The organism is Bartonella sp. AD328YNZD (assembly GCF_042196425.1).
Genome location: NZ_JBHIQG010000002.1, coordinates 12,493 through 35,554, shown reverse-complemented (window position 1 = coordinate 35,554; position 23,062 = coordinate 12,493). Strand labels below are relative to the sequence as shown.

Sequence of the window (23,062 nt, the reverse complement as noted above, 5' to 3'; positions counted from 1 at the left end):
TCATAATCTCAGTTGAATTATGAAATCATAAATCCTAAAAAAGGAATATGTATTTTATTCCCAAACTTTTTCCTGCAAAGCTTATCCGTCGTTATAAACGTTTTCTTGCGGATGTTAAACAAGATGATCAACATGTTTTCACCGTGTCGGTCCCTAATACAGGATCAATGCTTGGATTAACAGCTTCCAACTCCAATATTTGGCTTTCATATCATAACAACAGCAAGCGAAAATATGCCTATCAATTAGAAATTGTTGAAGCCGATAATACTTTGGTTGGCATTAATACCACTTTACCCAATAAACTTGCACTAGAAGCAATTCAAAACGGATTACTACCAGAATTAAGTGGGTATAAAACAATCTTAAAAGAACAACGCTATGGGATACAATCACGAATTGACTTTCTTTTACGTGATGACATTCTTCCTGATTGTTACCTAGAAGTTAAAAATGTTCATTTTATTCGTCAAAAAGGATTAGCAGAATTTCCTGATACAGAAACAAAACGTGGTGCACGTCACCTTGAAGAACTTATAGGGGTTGTACAACAAGGAAAACGAGCAGCTATGCTTTATATTATTCAACGAGAAGATTGCTCAGCTTTTACAATTTGTCATGATCTTGATCCACTCTATGGACGTAAGTTTGATTTAGCATTAAAATCAGGAGTAGAATGTTATGCTGTAAAGTGTCATGTAAGTGTAGAAGGCATTTTTCCGATTCAGAGAGTGAAAATAGAAAACAGAAGAAACAATGACTGAGTATATTGAATATAATGAAATACCTTTAAAATTTAATGGGAAAATCCGCATTTTTGATGATTATGCTTTTGCTAAAATGCGTGAAGTTGGTCGTATTGCTGCAGAATGCCTTGATGCGCTTACGGATATTATTAAGCCAGGTGTTACTACGCAAGAAATAGATGATTTTGTATTCATTTTTGGTGCTAAGCGAGGAGCTCTTCCTGCTGATTTAAATTATCATGGATACAGCCATTCATGCTGTACATCCATCAATCACGTTGTTTGTCATGGTATTCCCAATAAAAGACCCTTGCAAGAAGGCGATATTGTGAATGTTGATGTAACCTTTATCCTTGATGGTTGGCATGGAGATTCAAGTCGAATGTATCCTGTTGGAAAAATCAGACGTGCTGCAGAACGCCTTTTACAAATAACCTATGAAAGTCTTATGAAAGGAATTGCTGTTGTTAAGCCTGGAGCAACCACAGGTGATATTGGTGCTGCTATTCAACAGTATGCAGAATCTGAACGGTGCTCAATTGTGAGAGATTTTTGCGGACATGGTATCGGTCAGCTTTTTCATGATGCACCCAATATCCTCCATTATGGAAACCCTGGAGAAGGAGTCGAATTAAAACAAGGTATGATGTTTACAATTGAGCCTATGATTAACCTTGGTAAGCCACAAGTTAAGATTTTATCTGATGGTTGGACTGCCGTTACCCGCGACCGCTCTTTGACAGCACAATATGAACATACAATTGGTGTCACAAATGAGGGGTGTGAAATATTTACACAATCTCCTAAAAATATTTTTTATATTCCCAATTCGTATACCTAATGCACTGTAGAGATGTTATGGCTAAAAAATTAAATCAAAAGGAAGATATTCAAAGTAATCACTTTGCATTAACATCAAGTTTTCCACTCATCCCAGTATCTGAAAGAAAAAGTAAAGAGCCTGAGAAAAACACACAGCTTCATAAACATTATCAAGGACATCGTGAACGTCTTCGGAAACGCTATTTAAAGTCAAAAGGAAATGCAATTGAAGATTATGAATATCTTGAATTATTGCTTTTTCGCACAATCCCCCGCGCAAATACAAAACCCATAGCTAAAAATTTGATAGCACGTTTTGGTTCATTAGCTGATGTATTGGGAGCTGATATTCACCGGCTTCAAGAAGTTCAAGGATGTGGTCCCGCAACTGCAATTGATTTAAAAATTATCTCAGATGTTGCTGGACGTCTTGCTCGTGCACAATTATTTAAACGCGATATTTTTTCATCATGGGATAAAGTGTTAGCTTATTGTAAAGCTGTTATGGCTCACGAAACCCGTGAACAATTTCGTATTTTATTTCTTGATAAGAAAAACGGCTTACTTGCTGATGAGGTGCAACAAACTGGAACTATTGATCATACTCCTGTTTATCCTCGTGAAGTTATTTCTCGAGCTTTAGAGTTATCCGCATCAGGATTGATTTTAGTCCACAATCACCCTTCTGGCGATTCCACACCATCTGACGCAGATATAACAATGACATACAGATTAAAAGACGCAGCAAATGCATTAGGCATTACTATCCACGATCACCTTATTATCGCACGAAATAACCACACGAGCTTTAAAGCATTAAAGCTTATATAAACCTTATAGGATGAAAAAAGGCTTCATTCAACAATGAATAACGAATCAATTTTCTAAATCAATATCTAATATAGCCATTGAAAAATTATAGGACAGCTCATCTTCATCTTCATCTCGATAAATAATACCTAAAAACTCATCCCCCATATAAACCTCACAAGAATCATCTTTCTTAGGCCGTGCTTTGACGTGCAATGCTGAGTTTTGGAATATATTTTTTAAATAATTATTAAGTTTTTTTATTTCATCAGCATTCACTATACTCTCCTATTTTTTGAGACAATTAAAACAATTGCGTGTCATGCAAATAAGACACACCTATGATTCTATAAAGTTAGTAAAAAAGCTTAATCTGAATATTCACTTAATATTACATATATTTACACTGCTTTTTATACATTCATAAAAAACTTCTACAAAAGGAATCCTCATTATTAAATATACCCGTATAAATTAAAAAACGGCAGAAAATTGTATATTTTTAATAATTTTACTTTATTTCTAATTTTAGCATCTGCATTTACAGATTCCTATTCGGGAGAAAAATTGATCAACCATTTATAGTTTTGTTCCTTCTATAAAAAATTCAAAGAACAAAACTTTTTTATTTAAAGCTACAGTTTTTAGCAAAAAACATTATTATATCATTAAAAAATAATTCTTTTTAACGACTTTTTAAAGTAGATATTGTCTAACCTTAGAAGAATTACATCTCTAAAAAATATACAAAATAAGTTAATAAGAGTTCATTTTTCTCTCCATTTTTATAAAAATTCATTTCACAATGGGAAATTTTTAAATAAGCTTTCAGTTTATATAGAAGAATATTAGGTATTTTTGTAAATACTAAAACCTATGAAGAATGCTTATTTTATAGGATAACGAGAAAGAAAATCGATAACTCCTTTTTTATAAACTTTATCGCCTACAGCAAGCATATGATCACGACCAGGAATTGATAAAGCTTCACCACAAGGCAACAAAGCTGCTAATGGTTCTGCAGCGCCACCAATTTCATCTAATGAACCAACGGCAACAAGTGCAGGTTGTTCGATTTTGTAAATTTCAGATGCCGTTAACTCCTGTTTTGATGTGATAATACAAGCAGCCAGAGCACGTCTATCGCTTTTCGTTTGATCAGCAAATTTACGGAACATTAAACCGCGCGTATTGGTAATGGTAGAAATATCTTCCGCTAAAAGAGCTTCAGCCACAGGCTCCCAATTTCCTGCTCCCGTTACCATACCAATACCTAAACCACCAAAAATAACGCTGTTCACATATGTTGGATGCAAAAGAGCCATAAAAGCACTAATACGAGCTCCCATAGAATATCCCATAACATGGGCTTTAGATAACTCTAAATGCTGTAGTAACTTTATCGCATCACCAGCCATAGCTTGAGGTGTATAAAAAGCAGGATCATAACTTTTAACTGAATCTCCGTGACCGCGATTATCAAGAGCAATAACACGATATCCTGCTTCCGTGAGAATACGAAACCAACCTGTCGCATACCAATTCACCCGTGCAGAAGATCCAAAACCATGGATCAACAAAACAGGAGCGCCTTGCCCTTCTTCTCGATAAGCAAATCGCAAACCATCATATTCAAAAAAACGAATATCTTCAGCGGTCATTTTTTATTGCACTTTCCACAAAGTACAGGATGAATAACACGTTGCCCTTTTTGTATCTGTTTTTCAGAAACTTCACCAGCATTAATTTCAAGTGCAAAAGCTGCAGGAACTCCTGAGGAAATAGTGTTTGTTGAAAATGGAGAAGTATTTTCAATAATCGATACAATAATTCCCTCAGAGTTTAAAAAAATCATATCTAAAGGTAAAGGTGTATTTGCCATCCACATAAAAAACTTCTGCTCATCTCCCGATAGATAACCTTTTTGCTGCTTAAAGAGCATTGCACGATCGCGTGGAAAATCAGTCCGATACATTAAACCAGCTGCTGCTTGAGATGGTGTAAAAGCAAGCTCTACCTTATAATAAATCGCACCTTGCTTTGTATGTATTTCTAAAGGAATTGGATGAACGGGAATCTCTATGGGCTTCTTTGCTAAAACAACATGCACGTTTAACATAAAAAGTATCGCCAATAAAATGATATGCTCTTTTTTAAAAGGCTTTAACATTCTTGTTTCCACCACAGAAAAATTTCAAACTTTGTTTCTAAAATAAAAAGTGCTAAAAAATCAAAAAAAAGAGAGCTGTTTCATTGTTTTTCTCTATTTTTTCTCAACACAATAGGCGCAATTTTTCCATTTGGTTTATCGATTCACGAGAGTCATATTTTCTTGAAATATATTTACCTCTCTAGCTTTTTATGCAATAATCACCTTTAAAAAACACAGAAAACATACTGATTTTACTAGTGAAATTCAATGCACAATAATTTAATGCGTAGAAAAAGGAATACCTATATCTGGATAAATTTCTGCTGTCATTAAACCTTTTTCCCCTTTTCCAAAACGCACAAGAACAACTTGGCCCGAACGAAGCTCTGCTAAACCAAAACGACGCAACGTCTCCATATGAATAAAAATATCTTCTGTTCCTTGTCCACGGCTAAGAAAACCGAAACCTTTATCACGATTAAACCATTTAACAATTGCACGTTCTAGGCCACTTTCTGGAGTCACAACAACATGGGTACGGGCTGGAACTTCTGATGGGTGAACAGCTGAAGAACAATCTATGGATTTCACCTGAACGCACTTTAATCCTCGTTCAGTTTTTTCCACAGCACAAATAACTTTAGCTCCTTCCATCGCTGTTTGAAAACCATCCCGTCGCATTACTGTAACATGCAATAATATATCGGGAAAATGAGGTAAATCAGGTACAATAAATCCATACCCCTTACTACCATCAAACCACTTAATGACACCACTTATTTCAATAATCTCTCCACAAGCACCTATACTCTCCTCAGATAGGGAACAATCCTTTAATGCATCCTTACTCGTCATAATAACGTGATCCTGTAGCTTTTATAAATTGTACGATATTGATTCTCTAAGTTTAAGTAAACATTGCTCTTGTACCAACACGCAAGTCCCAAGATAAGATTTCCCCATATTGTCGTATCTTCTATGTTAACATCAGAGAATATCAACATGAATATTTATAAAACTATTTGATTGTACGCTTTATATATCTTACAAAGAATGCCCTACAAAAGAGATCATATAAAAGGTTTTTTTACATAATGATATTTTCATTAATGTGTAACTTGCATGATGAAGAAGTTCAATATAAGGTGCAAAAACGACAATTCAATTAAGGAAAATGCGCATGCAATTGAAAAAAATCCTTACAACAATCACAGCATTCATGGCATTTACAGCAAATGTGTATGCAAGTGAACCTATCAAAATTGGTGTTTATCTTCCATTAAGTGGTCAAAATGCATTTGGAGGTCAGCTTGAAATTAGAGGTATAGAATTAGCCCATAAAAAAGTTCCAGAAATTTTAGGCCGTAAAGTGGAACTTGTTATTATTGATAATAAGTCTGATAAAGTAGAAGCAGCTAATGCTGTTATGCGTTTAACAGCAAGTGAAAAAGTGAGTGGAATCATTGGCAGCTATGGCTCTTCGCTTTCGTTGGCAGGTGGTGAAATATCTGAAAAAGCAAAGACTCCAACCATTGCAACGTCCTCAACGAGTCCCCTTGTTACACAGGGTAAAAAATATTACTTTCGCGCTTGCTTTATTGATTCCTATCAAGGAGTAGGAATCGCAACTTATGTAAGCCAAACTTTACACGCAAAAAAAGCTGCTATCCTCAAAGATATTTCAAACGATTATGCTATTGGTCTTGCAAGTTATTTTACACGTGCTTTCAAAAAATTAGGTGGTGAAGTTATCTCAAATTTAAACTATAATTCCGGAGATCAGGATTTTTCAGCTGTTCTTACGCAAATTATTGCACAAAAACCTGATATTTTATTCATTCCATCTTATTTTTCTGAAGGTGCTATCATCATGAAACAAGCACGAGAATTAGGAGCGAAGTTTCAAATTATGGGTGGAGATGCTATGGATAATCCAGAAACCATTACGATTGCAGGAAAAGCGGCAGAAGGTTTCTTACATACAACACTTCCCTATAGTGAGGATATGCCAAATATGTCAGTAGCTGCGCAAGAATTCACAAAAGAATGGAGAGAAGCTTACCCTGACAAAGAGCCAAATATCAATTCTGTTTTAGGGTACACGAGTTATATGATGTTTATGAAGGCTATTGAAAATGCAGGTAGCGCTGATCGTGAAAAAATTACTATCGCACTTAGCAAATTAAAAGATTTTCCAACCCCCTTTGGTGATATGTCCATGGATGAAAATCATAATCCTAAAATTCCTATTGGTATCATTAAAATACAGGATGGAAAACGTGTTTATTTAGAAGAAGTTAAACCTGCTTTTTAATTAAGAAGTTTTACTAATGAAAATACAAGAATTGGTTGAGGAGCTTTTCTCAACCAAAAACTTAAAGGTTTCTTGTTGACTTATGTAAATTAACAAATGTGGAAGGATGAGAGATGAGCACTGAAATGTTCATCCAGTATTTTTTTAATGCACTGGCATTGGGATCTCTTTATGGACTTATCGCTATTGGTTATACTATGGTCTACGGTATACTGAGACTCATTAATTTTGCTCACGGTGATATTTTTATGCTGGGAGCATATTTTGTTTTCTTTTCCACAATTGGCTTTATGCCTGCTTGGGCAGCCCTTCTTCTTTTGTTCCTCGCTGCTCTTGTTTATTATTCGGTCTTTGTAGGGTTTAAAAGGCGTCCTCCAATTTATTGGATTGCTGTTTTTTTAATTCTTGCTTTAGGGTTTGTTTATTACTTTAAAATTTCTCCACAGGATTTCACTCCGATTTGGGTTTTAGCGCTTTGTTTTTCCATTTTTATTACAAGTGCAGTGGGTGTTACTGTTGATCAACTTGCCTATAAACCTCTACGCCATGCTCCACGTATCTCGGCATTGATCGGTGCGATCGGTGTTTCTTTTTTTATTGAAAATCTTGCTACTGTACTCTTTAGTGGTATTCCGAAAGGTGTAAAACAACCAGATTTTCTTGTAACACCATTTTTATGGCATCTAGGATCAGACGCAGATGGTATCATTAGAATTGCTCCTATGTCTCTGATTGTTCCCGTTGTGTCATTAATTCTTATTGTATTACTGTTATGGATTATCCATAAAACGAAACCGGGTCTTGCTATGCGTGCAATCTCCCATGATATTGAAACGACGCGTTTGATGGGTGTATCTGTTAATAAAGTCATTGCATTTACATTTGGAATAGGCTCAGCACTTGCCGCTATATCAGGCATTATGTGGTCTTTGCGCTATCCTCAAATTCAGCCTTATATGGGCGTTCTTCCTGGTCTCAAAGCATTTATCGCTGCTGTTATCGGAGGGATTGGTTCGATACCAGGAGCAATGTTGGGAGGATTGTTATTAGGGTTTATTGAAATTATGATTATCGCATTTTTCCCCGCGCTATCTGGATATCGAGATGCCTTCGCTTTCATTTTATTGATTCTGATTTTATTGATATTGCCCACAGGATTAATGGGTAAAAAAAGTCAGGAGAAAATCTAATGGCAAAGTCAGTGACAACTATTTTATCGTGTATAAGTGTTTTAGTTCTCATAGGTTTTTTATTTTATGCTGATAGCCATTTTAATGACTATACGCTTCGTATCATAAATCTGATTGCTATTAATGCGATACTGGCAATTTCGCTTAATTTGATTTATGGTTTTACAGGTATGTTTTCTCTTGGACATGCTGGCTTTATGGCTATTGGTGCTTATGTCTGCGCAATTTTACTGCTTTCTCCTGAACAAAAAGAGATGATGTGGATTCTTGAGCCTATCGCTGAACCATTGTATCATCTGCAATTACCTTTTTTCATTGCTGTTGTTGTAAGTGGTTTGTGTGCCGCAGTTGTAGGTTTATTGATTGCTTTGCCAATATTGCGTCTTGGTGGTGATTATCTTGGAATTGCAACATTGGGTTTTGCAGAAATTATCCGCATTGTCATTACAAATGCAACATCGCTCACAAATGGCTCTTTAGGAATCAAAGGAATACCTCAAAATGCAACATTATGGTGGAACTATGGTTGGCTAGCATTCACAGTTCTCTTTATTGTTCTCTTACTGCGAAGCAATACTGGTAATGTATTACGTGCTATTCGTGATGATGAAATAGCTGCGAAAACTATGGGAATTAACGCTTTTTTCTACCGTAGTTTTTCTTTTACTGTTGGAGCGTTTTTTGCAGGTATAGGTGGAGCATTAATGGCTGCTCTTATTTCAACCATTGATCCCAAAATGTTTAATTTTCTTCTCACTTTTAATATTTTGATGATTGTTGTTGCTGGTGGTTTGGGTTCAATTACAGGGAGTATTATTGGTAGCATTGTTATTACAGTTATGCTTGAATGGCTTCGTATTATTGAAAGTCCATTTGACTTAGGTTTTATACATATTCCAGAAACACCAGGACTTCGTATGGTTGTTTTTTCTCTTTTATTGCTGGTAATTATCTTGTTTTGGAGAAAAGGCTTGATGGGACAACGTGAATTCTCATGGAATGGAATTTATAGCTTTCTGATACGCAAAAAACTTTCTAATACTGAGGGAAATCTATGAACGACACCATCCTTTCACTCAACGAGATCGTCATGCGTTTTGGCGGATTAGTTGCTGTAAATAATATTAATATGGCAATTAAACGAGGAAGTATTACTGGATTAATTGGTCCCAATGGTGCTGGAAAAACAACAGTTTTCAATATGATTTCGGGATTTTATGCCCCTACGAGCGGTATCATTCTTTTTGATGAGCAAAAAATTTCTGGAGCACCTCCTTATATTATCTGCAGACGCCATATCGCCCGAACATTTCAAAATATTCGTCTTTTTTCAGGGTTAACGGTTTTGCAAAATGTTATGGTGGGGGCGCATGTTCGACAAAAATATCCTTGGTTTTCTTCAGCTCTATTTTTTTCAAAAGCAATGAAAGAAAAAAAAGAAATTTATAAAAACTCCATGGAGCTTCTTGAACGGCTACAACTTGATCACCTTGCCAATCAATCGGCAACAGCTTTACCTTATGGTGTGCAGCGACGTCTAGAAATTGCACGTGCGTTAGCCACAAAGCCCAAATTGCTTCTTCTTGATGAACCTGTTGCTGGCATGAATCCACAAGAAAGCGAAGATCTTAAAGAATTTATAACAAAAGTGCAAAAAGACTTTGATCTTACAATTCTTCTTATCGAGCATGATATGAAAGTGGTTATGGGACTTTGCCAACATATTTTAGTCATGGAACATGGCTGTTGCATTGCCAATGGTACACCAGATGAAATTCGTAATAACCCTAAAGTTATTGAAGCTTATCTTGGCGGAGATGTGTATGGATATTCTTAAAATAAAAAATCTTCACGTTCATTATGGTGCCATTAAAGCTGTCCAAGATCTTTCTATGTCCATAAAAAAAGGAAGTATTGTCACTTTAATTGGCGCCAATGGTGCAGGAAAAAGCAGTATTGTACGTTCTATTACAGGACTTAATCGCTCTGTGTATGGGGAAATTACCTATAATGGCAAATCAATTATTAAAAAGTCACCAGAAGAGATTTTGCGTTTAGGGATTGCTCTCAGTCCTGAAGGGCGTCGTATTATGCCTCATCTCACTGTTTTAGAGAATCTCCATCTAGGTGCTTATATCCGTCATGATAAACAGGGAATTTCTCGTGATATTGAATGGATATTTGATCTTTTTCCGCGCCTACGTGAAAGATCAAAACAGTTGGGAGGAACAATGTCAGGTGGGGAACAACAAATGGTTGCTGTAGGCCGCGCACTCATGAGCAATCCTGATATGGTCATATTAGATGAACCGTCGTTGGGATTAGCGCCCCTTCTCGTTCGGGAGATTTTTTCAATTATCCGAAAAATTAATGATATGGGAAAAACTGTTCTTCTTATTGAGCAAAATGCATTTGCTGCACTTTCCATAGCTGACTATGCTTATATTTTAGAGGTAGGGCATATTTTATTTCACGGTGAAGGTAAAGCTATGCTTTCTGATCCACGTGTTAAAGAAGCCTATCTTGGTGGATAAAGGCTACAAATTAAGAAAATAAAGTTCTCCCCTCCTCCTTTTAAAAAAGCATCTCTCTATTTAATGAGAAATGCTTTTTTGTGCTTAACTATGATATCCACCATTTTTCTGCACAGTATACTCCTGCTGCTTGTTCAATAATGTGCGCTATCTGAAAAATAACTTCCTCAGAAAAAGGTTTACCAATCAATTGCAGTCCTAACGGTAAACCATTTGATGACAGACCAGCAGGAACAGAAATTCCTGGTAAACCAGCCATATTAACTGGTACCGTAAAAATATCATTAAGATACATTGCGACAGCATCATTTTTTATTTTTTCATCAGCAATACCAAAAGCAGGTGTTGGTGTTGCTGGTGTCAAAATAGCATCAATGCCTGAAGCAAAACATTGGTCAAAATCACGCTTTACGAGTGTTCTTACTTTTTGAGCTCTTAAATAACAGGCATCATAATACCCAGATGAAAGAACATAAGTTCCAACCAGAATGCGCCGTTTGACTTCATCTCCAAAACCAACAGAACGCGTATTTTCATACATCTCAATGATGTCTTTTCCAGGCATGCGCAAACCAAAACGCACACCATCATAACGCGCTAAATTAGAAGAGGCTTCTGCAGGAGCGATAATGTAATAAGAAGGTAGAGCATATTTTGTATGGGGCAAAGAAATATCTTTAATCTCAGCACCTGCTTCTTTTAACCAATTTATTCCTTTTTGCCAAAGCTCAATAATTTCTGGAGACATTCCATCTACATGATATTCTTTTGGAATACCGATTTTCATTCCTTTGATTGATTGACCAAGATAACTTTCATAATCAGGAACTGGTAAATTGACGGAAGTAGAATCTTTTTCATCAAAAGAGGCCATTGATCTTAGTAAAATAGCACAATCACGAACATCTCTAGCAACAGGTCCAGCTTGATCAAGAGATGAAGCAAACGCAACAACGCCCCATCGCGAACAACGTCCATAAGTTGGCTTTATTCCTACAGTTCCAGTAAAAGCTGCGGGTTGACGTATTGAGCCACCTGTATCGGTTGCTGTTGCACCAGCACAAATTTGTGCCGCAACAGCGGCCGCAGAACCACCTGAAGAACCACCTGGTACGAGTTTTTCATTCGAGCCTTTTTTTCTCCATGGATTAATAACGGGACCATAATATGATGTCTCGTTGGATGAGCCCATAGCAAACTCATCCATATTAAGTTTTCCTAACATCACAGCACCATCTTGCCATAAATTAGCCGTGACAGTTGATTCATAGTGCGGTTTAAAACCATCAAGGATATTTGAACAGGCTTGAGTATGAACACCATAGGTTGCAAAAAGATCTTTAATCCCCAAGGGAATTCCTTCCAAAAGCCCTTCCTGCCCTCTCGCTAAGCGACTGTCTGATTCAGCAGCCATTTTCATTGCCTGTTCTGCTGTTATTGTTACATAAGCATTCAAAATTGGATTAGCTGATTCTATTGCTTGTAAATAAGCTTCCGTTAATTCTGTTGCTTTGAGATTTTTCTTTATTAAAGCATCACGAGCTTGCGCAATTGTGAGAGTTGTTAAATCAGTCATATTGGTTCTCAAATTTCAAAAATATAAAAAGTTACTCAACAATTTTTGAGACAAGAAAAAAATTTTCTTCTGTAACAGGGGCATTGGCTACAATATCTGCTGCTTTATCGCCATCTGTAACACTATCTTCACGCATTCGTAGAGTCATCGGCATCACAGAAGTTAATGGCTCAACTCCACTGACATCAACTTCATTCAATTGCTCTACAAAACCTAAAATAGCATTGAATTTTTTTGTCACAGGTTCTATCTCATCATCGTGGAGAGCAATCCTTGCTAAATGTGCTATCCGCTTGACTGTCTCTTGATCAACAGACATACTCTTTACGCCTTTCTGCTTTTTTGTTTATTTATTGATCTTTATTCTGGCTATACAAGGCTGCACTTGTAAGTGCAAGAATATTAGATAACATGAATAAAGAATATAACTATAGATCTGAAACATTAAAAAACGTATTATACCTTTATGACTGTTATTAATATAGATGAAGTTATAACACATCTTTTGCCTAGACAAACGATAGCAGGCTTAGATTTAGGGACAAAAACGATCGGAATTGCGATTTCTGATAGGGGGTTGATTGTCTCAAATCCGCGTCCTGTATTACAGCGAAAAAAATTTACAGAAGATGCTTACACACTTATTAAAATTTTTGACCGTGAAAATGTAGGTGTTATTATCATTGGTTTACCTCTTAACATGAATGGAAGCAGTGGCTCTCGTGTTCAAGCAACCAGAGCTTTTGTGAGCAATATGAAAGCTTATACAAAAATTCCATTTGTTTTTTGGGACGAACGTTTATCAACAATTGCTGCAGAACGGTCTCTTTTAGAAATGAATGTATCGCGCGCTAAAAGAGTAAGCCGTATTGATTCGGCTGCCGCCGCTTTTATATTGCAAGGTGCTCTCAATAGAATTCAAAACTTTCATCATATGGAAGGATAGAGGACATTGAGCAAATGCCCTGCATTATATCGCGCAATGAGCATCCCGTAAGAAGATCTCCATTGTCCCCCAAGGCGGCTTTCCATATAGGCATTCGCAACATGTTCTATGTCCGTAGAACGTAATGCTGCTGCTGCTGCTGCATAAGCTACTTGTTCAACAAAAAATCTTCCTGCACCTTCATTTGCTGATGCCATATCACCTGCTGATTTAATAATTTCAATTGCTCGGGGTCCCGCTGGTCCAATATCAAGAGCAATTTTTTCCAACAATTTCTGAAACAATCCCGGTGCTTTTTCACCAATAAGAATGGCATCCTTTACCAATTGATTAGCAGAACTATTTCTCACAATTCGCGCAGGCCCATTATGCAACATTTGTGATAATGGATTATTCTCTATAAAACTTTCAATACCAAGTTGTGCAATAATTTCACCAATAATAGGCACAACCAATTGACTTACATGATAAGCAATAATAGGTGTCATAATGCGGGCAAAAGCTGCTTCAGAACGGTCATTTGCTGCATTGTCAAATGCTCTTGCTAAACGCAAAACCAATGCTTGTGAGGCAGCTATATCTAATGCAATATCTGCAAAAATACGTTCTGTCAGTGGAGGTAAAGGCTGATTGGGCATTTTTTTCCGGAAAAAATCCATACCAAATTGAAGAGCCGCTCGTAAAACACCTGCCGATATGACAGATTGATCGAAACGCATCATCGTCTCGATATCTTTAATAACTTTAAGCCCTTCTCCAGCATTTCCCAAAAGCCAGCCATAACTGCCTTGGAAGTCGACAACCCCCTCTGGTGTTAAAAGTTCTCCAGAACGCTGAATTAAATGACGAATCGATATAGATCCATTTAATGCGCCATTTTCTTGTATGCGTGGAATAAAAAAACAACTTAAATGACCATCTAAATCTGCACTAACAAGATATCCGTCAGCGGTAGGATTAATAACGTTGGTTTTTACAACATTTAAACGATATAGATCACGTTCCATACTTTCATCGAAAGAAATTTTCTTAACACTTGGAAAATTGAAAGCGTATTTTTCAATATCGTCAAATGCACAAGTTAGAGAAGCAGCCTTTTTATTATGAATAGGCTTTGATGAGGAATCATATTGGCGTGATAAAAGGACATGTTGCCATTTTTTGAAGAGCTCAATATCACTAATTAAAACAGCAATAGCTGCACTCGTTATGATAACTTCATTCAAATGTCCTGTTTCTAAACCAGCAGATAAAGCTAAACGAATCGCACGCGCTTGATAGCGTACTCCATTTTCTGAGCTCGTATTTTCCCAAAGCGAGGTAACCAAACCTGCTTGTCTAGAATATTGTTGAAGAGCTTGATAGGAAGAATGGATCTCTAATCTTTCTGTTGGTTGCCCCCATTCATCATTATAGCATAGTAAAGGCTTATAATGATTCGCTAAGCAAGAAAGTTTCCATGCTTCTCGACTCGCGGCAAAATCCCCTATTTCTTCAAAACTTGCTAACAAAAACTTAGGCAAAGTAGAAGCAATACGAAACATAAGCGTATCGCTAAGAAATGTATTTTTTCGACGAGTATTTTGCGCAGATACAGCACTCATAGGTATATTCCTACATTCAAATCATTCATATCATAGACTATTTGTCTTTTTAGAGTTAAGAAACATTTATCATATTCAAACAAATGCTTGTTTAACCTGTTTAGAGAGAGATAAAGAAGAATGCTATGATGCAAGATAATTTTTTTCCACTTTTCCCTCATCAACATCTTTTAGCTATTAAAGATCTAAGTGTACAAGATCTTAATACATTGCTTGATCGTGCAGAAGCAAATGTTATCCTTTCTAACAAAATTGATAAAATAAAATCTACTTTGCATGGACGGACTCAAATTAATCTCTTTTTTGAAGCCTCTACGCGAACACAATCTTCTTTTGAATTAGCGGGTAAAAGGCTAGGTGCACACGTGATGAGTCTTGCGATCGGCAACTCATCTGTAAAAAAAGGAGAAACATTACTTGATACAGCTATAACTCTCAATGCGATGAAGCCAGATATACTGGTTTTTCGCCATAACAGTGCAGGAGCGGCAGCTTTATTAGCACAAAAAGTTGATTGTTGTGTTATTAATGCAGGTGATGGTGCTCATGAACATCCAACCCAAGCTTTATTAGATGCTCTAACCATTAAAAGGACAAAAGGTCGTATTGAAGGATTAACTGTTGCGATTTGCGGAGATATCTTACACTCACGTGTTGCCCGTTCCAATATCCTGTGTCTCAATGCTTTGGGTGCTCGTGTTCGTGCTGTTGCTCCTTCAACACTCTTACCCGCAGAAATCGCTCATATGAGTGTTGAGGTTTTTAACACGATGAAAGAAGGTCTTAAAAATGCTGACGTTATCATGATGTTGCGCTTACAGCATGAACGGATGACAGGATCTTTTATTCCTTCTACGCGTGAATATTTCCATTATTTTGGCTTACATAAAGAAAATTTAGCCTATGCCAAAAATGATTCTATTATTCTGCACCCTGGACCAATAAACCGTGGTGTGGAGATTGCATCCGATATAGCAGATGGACCACAAAGTATGATTCATACACAAGTAGAAATGGGAATTGCAGTGCGTATGGCTGTCATGGAGGCTCTATTAGATTCACGCGCAAAGATCAGTGGAGAAAAAAAATGATAAAACCAGTTGTTTTTCAAAATGCTCGTATTATTGATCCTTCGCGCGCAATCGATGAAATTGGTACAGTTATTATTGAAAATGGACGAATTATAGCCGCTGGAAAAGAGGCTCTGAATCAAGGATTTCCTGAAGAAGCAGAAGTTATTAACGCACAAAACAAAGCAATTCTCCCTGGACTTGTTGATGCGCGCGTTTTTGTTGGAGAATTAGGGAATGAACATTGTGAAACAATTGCATCAGCAAGTCAAGCGGCCGCAGCAGGTGGTATTACTTCCTTTTTGATGATGCCAGACACGCACCCAGTCATTGATAATATTGCTCTGATTAAATTTATTACGCATACAGCACAGGAAATGTCATCGGTCAATATTTATCCTGTTGCTGCCATCACACAAGGTTTCAATGGACAAGAAATAACTGAATTTGGTTTGCTCAAGGATGCAGGGGCTGTTGCTTTTAGTGAAGGAAAAAAAACACTTCAAAATTCATCTGTTATGCGACGGGCAATGAGTTATGCACGCGATTTTGATGTTCCATTGATGCATGAAACGCAAGATAAAGATCTTACAGGGCAAGGTGTGATGAATGAAGGACTGCTTGCCAGTTGGCTTGGTCTTTCTGGCATCCCACGCGAAGCAGAAGTTATCCCACTTGAAAGAGATCTGCGATTAGCAGTATTAACGCAAACACGCTATCATGCTGCTCAAATATCGACAGCACTCTCTGCTGATGCACTTCGTTTAGGTAAAAAACGCAGTGAGAAAATTTCAGCGGGTGTATCTATTAATCATTTATCTTTCAATGAAAATGACATTGGTGAATATCGCACCTCTTTTCGCTTAATGCCCCCATTGCGTACAGAAGAAGACCGTATAGCAATGATTGAAGCAATAAAGGATGGGACTATAGATGTTGTTGTCTCTTCTCATGATCCTCAGAGTATTGACAAAAAACATTTACCATTTAATGACGCGGCAGTTGGCGCTATTGGTATGGAGACCTTATTGAGCGCAGCTTTACGCCTCTATCATGATGAGAGCTTATCTCTTCTACGGATAACGGAACTTTTGTCAACGGCGCCTGCAAAGCTCTTTGGACTCAATGCAGGAACACTCAAAAAAGGTACTCATGCAGACCTTATTGTGGTTGATCTTGAAGAACCATGGGTTGTTTCAAAAGAGAAGCTCTATTCACATTCAAAAAATACCCCTTTTGAGAATGCACGTTTTCAAGGACGCGTGCTCCAGACTTTTGTGAAAGGGAAAAACGTTTTTAAACTTGATCAACAAACTTAATGAGATTCTTAATGAATGAAGCAGAAATATTTTTTCAGTTCACTCCATGGTTTATTTTCCTCATATCTTATCTCATTGGCTCGATTCCATTTGGGCTTCTTTTTACGAAATTGTTCAAATTTGGTGATATAAGAACAATCGGTTCCGGCAATATTGGAGCAACAAATGTTTTACGAACAGGAAATAAAAAGCTTGCTGCTCTAACACTTCTTTGTGATATGTTAAAAGGAACTATCGTTGTTTTCGTTACAAAATTTTTTAGTGATCCGCTAGACAATAGTATTCTTATTTCTCTAGCAGGCTTTTTTGTTTTCTTAGGACATCTTTTCCCCGTATGGCTTAAATTTAAAGGCGGCAAAGGTGTTGCTACCTATCTAGGGGTGTGCTTAGGAATCTATTGGCCTGCAGCAATTATTTTTATTATTGTATGGAGTGCGATTTTTCTTCTCATGCGTTATTCTTCATTATCTGCGCTTATTGCTGTTACGATCACACCGGTATTTGTTTTTTATTTTTCCGCTTCTTATTTCTGTTGTATGCTGATTATGATGAGCATATTTGTTTTCATAAAACATTATGCAAATATCGGTAGATTATTAATTGGGGAAGAAAATAAGATTGGTACGAAAAACGGAGATAAATAAAGGAATCCTGCTTACTGATCGTCAACGTCTAAGCTGGTTACGGTTATTGCGCAGTGAAAATATTGGAGCTGTTAGTTTTCGCAATCTCATTGATCATTATAAAACAGCAGAAAATGCTCTGGCAGCGCTGTCAGAGCTTAGTAGAAAAGGTGGTGGTTCTGTATCTATTAAAATAGCAAGCTTAGAAGATGCAGAAAAAGAAATGCAAGAAGCTGAAAGATTAGATGTCCGGTTTATCGGTATAGGAGAACCAGATTATCCAGCTTTTCTTAAGGTTACAGAAGCTCCTCCGCCGCTTATTGCTATCAAAGGTAATGTTGCAATTTTTCAAAAAACTTCTATTGGAATTATAGGTTCTCGAAATGCTTCAGCTGCGGGAAAAAAGCTTACGGCTCAATTTGCGCGTTTTCTCGGAGAAGCAGACTTTGTAACAATTTCTGGGCTTGCTCGTGGAATTGATAGTGTTGCGCATCAAGCAAGTTTAAAAACAGGAACTGTTGCAGTCATGGCTGGAGGAATTGATCATATCTATCCTCCTGAAAATAAAAAGTTGCATGAAGATATTATTGCCAACGGTGGAGCCATCATCAGCGAAATGCCCATTTCTTGGCAGCCGCGTGCTATCGATTTTCCAAGAAGAAACCGTATTATTGCAGCTTTGTCACTTGGTCTCTTGGTTGTAGAGGCAGCTCTGCGCTCAGGGTCCTTAATTACCGCACGTCAAGCAGCTGAAATGGGACGGTTAATTTTTGCCATTCCCGGTTCTCCACTTGATCCAAGATCTGTTGGTACCAACAATCTTATCAAAGACGGAGCTCTACTCACCACACATCCTTCTGACATCATAGAAACACTTACGCCATTAATTTCACCGCTTCCAAATTCCCAACTCAATTTTTTTGAGGAACCATCCTCTTTACAACTTGAAAAGGAGAATTTTAATTTAGCAGATAAAAAAAACAACAGCCTCTCTTTAGCAGATGATGATGCAGCACGCGCAGCAGTTCTCTCCGCTCTTTCAACAACGCCAATCGATTTAGACACACTCAGTATCCACTCAGGTGTTTCACTCCCAGCTCTCTACCTCTTGTTGGTAGAACTCGACCTTGCTGGAAAGCTTATTCGACACTCTGGTGGTTGTGTGTCATTGTCGAATCTTGATCTTCCCCAAGAGCCTCAGCACTATTAATAATGCTTTGCCCTTCTTTGGCAACCATATCCAAAAGCAATGCTAAAAGCGGACTGTGCGCCTGACGCGCCATCTGATTCATTTGCTTTGACATGTCTGTAATATATTGGATAACTTTTAAATGATTTATAAACATAATCCTCTATCCTTGAGCATTTCCCCTCCTACCTCTCAATAGACGTTATCTTAGTATTTCGCCGTATGTTTTTGTAATAACAGTGGAAAATAAATCGTGTAATTCTATATAGGGTGTACTCTAATAATGACAATCATAAGTTGTACAATATTCATGTTTTTTATATGGCTAATATTTTTTTATGTGCTCTTAAGCAATTGGCATTAGCTATTCGCGTGAAAGGCGTTTATAAAAAAATTTTTATTTCAATATTTGGATAAAATTATGAATATCGTTATCGTTGAATCTCCAGCAAAAGCAAAAACAATTAATAAATATCTTGGGTCTCAATACAAAGTTGTCGCATCATTTGGACATGTTCGTGATTTGCCTGCAAAAGATGGTTCTGTTTTACCGGATCAAGATTTTTCTATGAAATGGGATATAGATTCTGCTGCCGCTAAACGTTTAAATGAAATAGCAAAAGCCGTTAAAGAAGCCGATAGCCTTATATTAGCAACAGACCCTGATCGTGAAGGGGAAGCTATTTCATGGCATATTCTGGATGTTCTCCGTCAAAAAAAAGTTTTAAAAGATAAACCTATTAAAAGAGTTGTCTTCAATGCCATCACCAAAAAGTCTGTGCTTGATGCTATGAACAATCCACGTGATATTGATACATCGCTTGTAGATGCTTATCTTGCGCGTCGTGCTCTTGATTATCTCGTTGGTTTTACACTTTCACCTGTTTTATGGCGTAAACTTCCTGGTGCGCGTTCAGCAGGACGCGTTCAATCGGTTGCTTTGCGTATTATTTGTGATCGTGAATCAGAAATAGAACATTTTATCAAAGAAGATTATTGGTCCATTACAACACAGTTAAAAACCATCCGAAATGATGGTTTCCAAGCAAGATTGACAATGTTTAATCAAAGAAAAATAGGCAAGCTTGATATTCAATCTCAAGAACAAGCAGACCAAATTCGCTTTATGTTGGAGCAAGCCCAATACCATACACTCAGTGTTGAAGCAAAACCTACAAAGAGAAATCCTTTTCCTCCATTTACAACCTCCACACTACAACAAGCAGCTTCTTCAAAATTAGGATTTTCAGCTTCTCGCACTATGCAAATTGCCCAAAAACTTTATGAAGGCATTGAAATTAACGGTGAAACGGCAGGGCTTATTACTTATATGCGTACCGATGGTGTGCAAATAGCACCTGAGGCTATTGATTCAGCAAGAAAAGTTATTCATGAAACTTTCGGAAAAGACTATATTCCTGAAAAGCCACGTTTTTATTCAACAAAGGCAAAAAATGCACAGGAAGCACACGAAGCGATCCGTCCAACAGATTTTCAACGCAATCCTAGTCAAGTCCGTAATTTTCTCGATAGCGATCAAGCAAAGCTCTATGAGCTAATATGGAAGCGTGCTATTGCCAGCCAAATGCGCTCTGCTGAAATTGAACGTACAACTGTTGAAATTGAAGCACTACAAGGAGAAAACCATGCAAATCTACGAGCAACAGGATCTGTTATTCGCTTTGATGGCTTTATTTCCGTCTACACGGATCAACGAGACGAAGAAAATAATGAAGAAAATGAATCAACACGTTTACCACAAATAAACACTGGTGAAGCACTGACAAAAGAAAAAGTTGAATCTATACAACATACCACAGAGCCCCCTTCTCGTTATTCTGAAGCTTCATTAATTAAAAAGCTTGAGGAGTTAGGAATTGGTCGTCCTTCAACTTATGCATCCACATTGGCGACATTGTGTGACCGTGGATATATTGTCATTGATAAACGAAAGCTTATTCCCGATGCTAAGGGACGTATTGTTACAGCCTTTCTTGAAAATTTTTTTAATCGCTATGTAGAATATGGTTTCACAGCAGATCTTGAAGAAAAGCTGGATCTTATCTCTGATGGCAAACTTTCTTGGAAAGACGTATTGCGAGATTTTTGGGATGGATTTAATGCATCTATTATCAATATCCAAGAACTCCGTATAACTAATGTTCTTGATGCTTTAAATGTAACATTAGCACCTCTCGCTTTTCCTGAACGCGAAGATGGAAGTGATGTACGTTCCTGTCCTCTTTGTAAAAATGGTCAATTATCATTAAAACTTGGGCGTTATGGTGCTTTTGTTGGCTGTTCCAATTATCCCGAATGTAAATACACACGCCAACTTGGTACAGATACTGGAGAAGAGAATGAAGCTATACGCAATGATGAACCTGTTATACTTGGTATTGATCCTGAAACAGGAAAAGAGATTTCTCTTCGTAATGGCCGCTTTGGTCCCTATATTCAACTTGGTGAAAGCAAAGAAGTTAAGCGTGCAGGACTACCAAAAGAATGGCAGGCAGAAAATGTAACCCTTGATAAAGCCTTGGCTTTACTATCCCTTCCCCGTGAAATTGGCATTCATCCTGAAACCGGAAAAACAATCACGGCTACGATTGGACGATATGGTCCCTATCTTAGCCATAACGGAAAATCTGCGCGCCTTCTTCATGCAGATGAAGTTTTTGATATTGGTATCAATCGCGCTGTTACAGTATTAGCAGAACAACAAGAAAACAAAACCAGGCAAAGCAGAACAACACCTGAAGCATTGGCAACATTAGGAGAGCATCCCGAAGGAGGAACCATTACCGTGCGCAACGGGCGTTATGGTCCTTATGTCAATTGGGGTAAAGTTAATGCAACATTGCCAAAAGATAAAGATCCCATTAGTGTAACACTTCCAGAGGCACTAGAACTTATATCGGCTAAAGCATCGAGTAAAAAAACAACTTCAAAAAGAGCTTCTTCTAAAACAAAAGCAAAAATAAAAGAGATATAAATTTTGGCTAAAGGTGAAAAAAACATAAAATATCTCTCTTCATTCAAGGGGAAAACTTTTCCCAATAAGGAAGCAATTCTTTCCTTTATAATTGAGAATCCTAACCACTCAAGTAAACGAGAAATCGCCAAAGCTTTTAACTTAAAAGGTGATTCTCGTATTTTGCTTAGAGATATGTTACGTGAGTTGAAGGATCAAAATCTTATATCTAAACACCGCAAAAGAGCAATAAACAAAGGAAAATTACCTCCTGTTACTTTAGTAAAAATTAGCGGACGTGATAAAGATGGAAGTTTTATTGCACAACCTCTTGAATGGGAAGATTCTCCAAAGCCCAATATTGAAATACACTCTTTTCATCACATAAAAGGAAGTAATATTGGTGTTGGAGATCATATTCTTGTAAAAGTTTTTCGAAATAAAAATTCTGAAAGCTCAAGCCATCCTTATACGGGACGAATTATTCGTAAAATTGATGTATCTCCCAAAAGCGCATTTGCTATTGTACGAAAATTGGAAAATAATCAATGGCGCCTTGATCCTATAGACCGCAAAACCAATGAACTTATTGTTGAAATGTCTCCAGAAATGAAGATTGAAACGGGTGATCTCGTTGAAGTCGAAATAAAAAAAAATACTGGTTACGGATTAAAGAGCGCAAAAATAAAGAATGTTTTAGGGCACATTAAGAGTGAGAAAACACTCTCAATGATAGCGCTTCTTTCGAAAGGAATTCCTTATATTTTTCCTGAAAGTGTTCTTGAGCAAGCCAAACATATCAAAGCTGCCAATATGGATAATCGTGAAGATTGGCGACAATTACCCTTTATTACAATTGATCCACCAGATGCAAAAGACCATGATGATGCAGTTTATGCAACCAAGGATAAGGATCCAGCAAACAATGATGGTTGGATTATTATTGTAGCCATCGCAGATGTTTCTTACTATATCAAAACAGGAAGTGCTTTAGATAAAGAAGCATTGAAACGCGGAAATTCTGTTTATTTTCCCGATACTGTTGTGCCAATGCTGCCTGAACGCCTTTCTCATGATTTATGTTCTCTACGTGAAGGAAAAGAACGGCCAGCTTTAGCAGTTCGTATGATTTTTGATGCAAACGGTAATAAACGAAAACATAGTTTTCATCGTATTATGATGCGGGTAAGAGC

23 protein-coding genes are annotated in these 23,062 nt (G+C 37.2%); 15 read left to right on the top strand and 8 right to left on the bottom strand.

The genetic code is table 11. The features are described 5' to 3' along the window. Nucleotides 1-47 precede the first annotated feature (47 nt). The 3 genes from sfsA to radC are packed head-to-tail and all read left to right on the top strand — an operon-like array spanning nucleotide 48 to nucleotide 2,399. Entirely contained in the window at nucleotides 48-764 is a 717-nt protein-coding gene (sfsA, locus tag ACFIO3_RS00330; RefSeq protein WP_375606885.1) for a DNA/RNA nuclease SfsA, read from the top strand. Continuing rightward, the gene (map, locus tag ACFIO3_RS00325; protein WP_375606886.1) at nucleotides 757-1,587 is read left to right on the top strand and encodes a type I methionyl aminopeptidase; all 831 of its coding nucleotides are present in this window, start codon (nucleotides 757-759) and stop codon (nucleotides 1,585-1,587) included. Before sfsA ends, map begins: the two co-directional genes overlap by 8 nt. A gap of 17 nt (nucleotides 1,588-1,604) precedes the next feature. Continuing rightward, nucleotides 1,605-2,399, top strand: a complete 795-nt coding sequence (gene radC / locus ACFIO3_RS00320) for a DNA repair protein RadC (protein WP_375606887.1) — start codon at nucleotides 1,605-1,607, stop codon at nucleotides 2,397-2,399. A 45-nt stretch (nucleotides 2,400-2,444) separates the two neighbouring features. Here radC and ACFIO3_RS00315 read toward each other — a convergent pair whose 3' ends face one another. The 4 genes from ACFIO3_RS00315 to ACFIO3_RS00300 form a co-directional block, all read right to left on the bottom strand. Then, nucleotides 2,445-2,657 (bottom strand): DUF3126 family protein, encoded by a 213-nt coding sequence (locus tag ACFIO3_RS00315; RefSeq protein WP_375606888.1) that lies wholly within the window; start codon nucleotides 2,655-2,657, stop codon nucleotides 2,445-2,447. Nucleotides 2,658-3,265: 608 nt separating this feature from the next. Beyond that, nucleotides 3,266-4,039 carry an alpha/beta fold hydrolase gene (locus tag ACFIO3_RS00310; protein WP_375606889.1) on the bottom strand — a complete coding sequence of 258 codons (774 nt, stop codon included), beginning with the start codon at nucleotides 4,037-4,039 and terminating at the stop codon, nucleotides 3,266-3,268. Continuing rightward, complete coding sequence (locus ACFIO3_RS00305; RefSeq protein WP_375614117.1) at nucleotides 4,036-4,548, bottom strand: DUF192 domain-containing protein; 513 nt, start codon at nucleotides 4,546-4,548, stop codon at nucleotides 4,036-4,038. Before ACFIO3_RS00305 ends, ACFIO3_RS00310 begins: the two co-directional genes overlap by 4 nt. 261 nt (nucleotides 4,549-4,809) lie before the next feature. After that, complete coding sequence (locus ACFIO3_RS00300) at nucleotides 4,810-5,385, bottom strand: cold-shock protein (RefSeq protein WP_375606891.1); 576 nt, start codon at nucleotides 5,383-5,385, stop codon at nucleotides 4,810-4,812. 325 nt (nucleotides 5,386-5,710) lie between these two features. Here ACFIO3_RS00300 and ACFIO3_RS00295 point away from each other — a divergent pair, with 325 nt between their 5' ends. From ACFIO3_RS00295 to ACFIO3_RS00275, 5 genes are all read left to right on the top strand, one after another. Further along, complete coding sequence (locus ACFIO3_RS00295) at nucleotides 5,711-6,844, top strand: ABC transporter substrate-binding protein (protein WP_375606892.1); 1,134 nt, start codon at nucleotides 5,711-5,713, stop codon at nucleotides 6,842-6,844. A 113-nt stretch (nucleotides 6,845-6,957) separates the two neighbouring features. Continuing rightward, complete coding sequence (locus ACFIO3_RS00290) at nucleotides 6,958-8,034, top strand: branched-chain amino acid ABC transporter permease (protein ID WP_375606893.1); 1,077 nt, start codon at nucleotides 6,958-6,960, stop codon at nucleotides 8,032-8,034. Beyond that, on the top strand, nucleotides 8,034-9,092 hold the full coding sequence (locus ACFIO3_RS00285) for a branched-chain amino acid ABC transporter permease (protein WP_375606894.1): 1,059 nt from the start codon (nucleotides 8,034-8,036) through the stop codon (nucleotides 9,090-9,092). Before ACFIO3_RS00290 ends, ACFIO3_RS00285 begins: the two co-directional genes overlap by 1 nt. Next, nucleotides 9,089-9,871 (top strand): ABC transporter ATP-binding protein, encoded by a 783-nt coding sequence (locus ACFIO3_RS00280; RefSeq protein ID WP_375606895.1) that lies wholly within the window; start codon nucleotides 9,089-9,091, stop codon nucleotides 9,869-9,871. The genes ACFIO3_RS00285 and ACFIO3_RS00280 overlap by 4 nt, the downstream gene beginning before the upstream one ends. After that, nucleotides 9,858-10,568: an ABC transporter ATP-binding protein gene (locus tag ACFIO3_RS00275; RefSeq protein WP_375606896.1), complete on the top strand. Its 711-nt coding sequence runs from the start codon at nucleotides 9,858-9,860 to the stop codon at nucleotides 10,566-10,568. The genes ACFIO3_RS00280 and ACFIO3_RS00275 overlap by 14 nt, the downstream gene beginning before the upstream one ends. 88 nt (nucleotides 10,569-10,656) lie before the next feature. Here ACFIO3_RS00275 and gatA read toward each other — a convergent pair whose 3' ends face one another. After that, a complete protein-coding gene (gatA, locus tag ACFIO3_RS00270; protein WP_375606897.1) occupies nucleotides 10,657-12,144 on the bottom strand; it encodes an Asp-tRNA(Asn)/Glu-tRNA(Gln) amidotransferase subunit GatA in 1,488 nt (495 codons plus the stop codon). 31 nt (nucleotides 12,145-12,175) lie between these two features. Next, nucleotides 12,176-12,463, bottom strand: a complete 288-nt coding sequence (gene gatC / locus ACFIO3_RS00265) for an Asp-tRNA(Asn)/Glu-tRNA(Gln) amidotransferase subunit GatC (protein ID WP_375606898.1) — start codon at nucleotides 12,461-12,463, stop codon at nucleotides 12,176-12,178. A gap of 147 nt (nucleotides 12,464-12,610) precedes the next feature. On the opposite strand from gatC, the gene ruvX reads away from it, so the two are divergent. Beyond that, complete coding sequence (gene ruvX, locus ACFIO3_RS00260) at nucleotides 12,611-13,090, top strand: Holliday junction resolvase RuvX (RefSeq protein WP_375606899.1); 480 nt, start codon at nucleotides 12,611-12,613, stop codon at nucleotides 13,088-13,090. Here the strand turns inward: ruvX and ACFIO3_RS00255 are convergent. Continuing rightward, entirely contained in the window at nucleotides 13,075-14,694 is a 1,620-nt protein-coding gene (locus ACFIO3_RS00255; RefSeq protein ID WP_375615174.1) for an acyl-CoA dehydrogenase family protein, read from the bottom strand. The two genes, ruvX and ACFIO3_RS00255, sit on opposite strands and share 16 nt — an antisense overlap. 125 nt (nucleotides 14,695-14,819) lie before the next feature. On the opposite strand from ACFIO3_RS00255, the gene ACFIO3_RS00250 reads away from it, so the two are divergent. From ACFIO3_RS00250 to dprA, 4 genes are read left to right on the top strand one after another with little or no spacing between them, the layout of a single operon-like run. After that, nucleotides 14,820-15,785, top strand: a complete 966-nt coding sequence (locus ACFIO3_RS00250) for an aspartate carbamoyltransferase catalytic subunit (RefSeq protein ID WP_375608348.1) — start codon at nucleotides 14,820-14,822, stop codon at nucleotides 15,783-15,785. Beyond that, entirely contained in the window at nucleotides 15,782-17,083 is a 1,302-nt protein-coding gene (locus ACFIO3_RS00245) for a dihydroorotase (protein WP_375606902.1), read from the top strand. Before ACFIO3_RS00250 ends, ACFIO3_RS00245 begins: the two co-directional genes overlap by 4 nt. An 11-nt stretch (nucleotides 17,084-17,094) precedes the next feature. After that, nucleotides 17,095-17,727: a glycerol-3-phosphate 1-O-acyltransferase PlsY gene (plsY, locus tag ACFIO3_RS00240; protein ID WP_375606903.1), complete on the top strand. Its 633-nt coding sequence runs from the start codon at nucleotides 17,095-17,097 to the stop codon at nucleotides 17,725-17,727. Further along, on the top strand, nucleotides 17,684-18,916 hold the full coding sequence (dprA, locus tag ACFIO3_RS00235; protein WP_375608347.1) for a DNA-processing protein DprA: 1,233 nt from the start codon (nucleotides 17,684-17,686) through the stop codon (nucleotides 18,914-18,916). The genes plsY and dprA overlap by 44 nt, the downstream gene beginning before the upstream one ends. On the opposite strand, the gene ACFIO3_RS00230 is transcribed toward dprA, so the two are convergent. Then, nucleotides 18,846-19,052 (bottom strand): hypothetical protein, encoded by a 207-nt coding sequence (locus ACFIO3_RS00230; protein WP_005773510.1) that lies wholly within the window; start codon nucleotides 19,050-19,052, stop codon nucleotides 18,846-18,848. The two genes, dprA and ACFIO3_RS00230, sit on opposite strands and share 71 nt — an antisense overlap. Before the next feature lie 264 nt (nucleotides 19,053-19,316). Here ACFIO3_RS00230 and topA point away from each other — a divergent pair, with 264 nt between their 5' ends. Together topA and ACFIO3_RS00220 are read left to right on the top strand one after the other, a co-directional pair. Beyond that, nucleotides 19,317-21,890 carry a type I DNA topoisomerase gene (gene topA, locus ACFIO3_RS00225; protein WP_375615173.1) on the top strand — a complete coding sequence of 858 codons (2,574 nt, stop codon included), beginning with the start codon at nucleotides 19,317-19,319 and terminating at the stop codon, nucleotides 21,888-21,890. 3 nt (nucleotides 21,891-21,893) lie between these two features. After that, nucleotides 21,894-23,062 (top strand): RNB domain-containing ribonuclease (locus ACFIO3_RS00220; RefSeq protein ID WP_375703999.1); only part of this gene is annotated, 1,169 nt, incomplete at its 3' end.

Excerpts from the sequence above, each read along its gene's own strand:
- ACFIO3_RS00280 (WP_375606895.1), top strand. The coding sequence starts at position 9,089 with ATGAACGACACCATCCTTTCACTCAACGAGATCGTCATGCGTTTTGGC.
- ACFIO3_RS00230 (WP_005773510.1), bottom strand. The coding sequence starts at position 19,052 with ATGTTTATAAATCATTTAAAAGTTATCCAATATATTACAGACATGTCA.
- sfsA (WP_375606885.1), top strand. The coding sequence starts at position 48 with ATGTATTTTATTCCCAAACTTTTTCCTGCAAAGCTTATCCGTCGTTAT.
- ACFIO3_RS00285 (WP_375606894.1), top strand. The coding sequence starts at position 8,034 with ATGGCAAAGTCAGTGACAACTATTTTATCGTGTATAAGTGTTTTAGTT.
- ACFIO3_RS00255 (WP_375615174.1), bottom strand. The coding sequence starts at position 14,694 with ATGAGTGCTGTATCTGCGCAAAATACTCGTCGAAAAAATACATTTCTT.
- ruvX (WP_375606899.1), top strand. The coding sequence starts at position 12,611 with ATGACTGTTATTAATATAGATGAAGTTATAACACATCTTTTGCCTAGA.
- radC (WP_375606887.1), top strand. The coding sequence starts at position 1,605 with ATGGCTAAAAAATTAAATCAAAAGGAAGATATTCAAAGTAATCACTTT.
- ACFIO3_RS00245 (WP_375606902.1), top strand. The coding sequence starts at position 15,782 with ATGATAAAACCAGTTGTTTTTCAAAATGCTCGTATTATTGATCCTTCG.
- map (WP_375606886.1), top strand. The coding sequence starts at position 757 with ATGACTGAGTATATTGAATATAATGAAATACCTTTAAAATTTAATGGG.
- ACFIO3_RS00305 (WP_375614117.1), bottom strand. The coding sequence starts at position 4,548 with ATGTTAAAGCCTTTTAAAAAAGAGCATATCATTTTATTGGCGATACTT.
- ACFIO3_RS00275 (WP_375606896.1), top strand. The coding sequence starts at position 9,858 with ATGGATATTCTTAAAATAAAAAATCTTCACGTTCATTATGGTGCCATT.
- ACFIO3_RS00300 (WP_375606891.1), bottom strand. The coding sequence starts at position 5,385 with ATGACGAGTAAGGATGCATTAAAGGATTGTTCCCTATCTGAGGAGAGT.
- ACFIO3_RS00310 (WP_375606889.1), bottom strand. The coding sequence starts at position 4,039 with ATGACCGCTGAAGATATTCGTTTTTTTGAATATGATGGTTTGCGATTT.
- gatA (WP_375606897.1), bottom strand. The coding sequence starts at position 12,144 with ATGACTGATTTAACAACTCTCACAATTGCGCAAGCTCGTGATGCTTTA.
- ACFIO3_RS00295 (WP_375606892.1), top strand. The coding sequence starts at position 5,711 with ATGCAATTGAAAAAAATCCTTACAACAATCACAGCATTCATGGCATTT.
- ACFIO3_RS00250 (WP_375608348.1), top strand. The coding sequence starts at position 14,820 with ATGATGCAAGATAATTTTTTTCCACTTTTCCCTCATCAACATCTTTTA.
- topA (WP_375615173.1), top strand. The coding sequence starts at position 19,317 with ATGAATATCGTTATCGTTGAATCTCCAGCAAAAGCAAAAACAATTAAT.
- plsY (WP_375606903.1), top strand. The coding sequence starts at position 17,095 with ATGAATGAAGCAGAAATATTTTTTCAGTTCACTCCATGGTTTATTTTC.
- gatC (WP_375606898.1), bottom strand. The coding sequence starts at position 12,463 with ATGTCTGTTGATCAAGAGACAGTCAAGCGGATAGCACATTTAGCAAGG.
- ACFIO3_RS00290 (WP_375606893.1), top strand. The coding sequence starts at position 6,958 with ATGAGCACTGAAATGTTCATCCAGTATTTTTTTAATGCACTGGCATTG.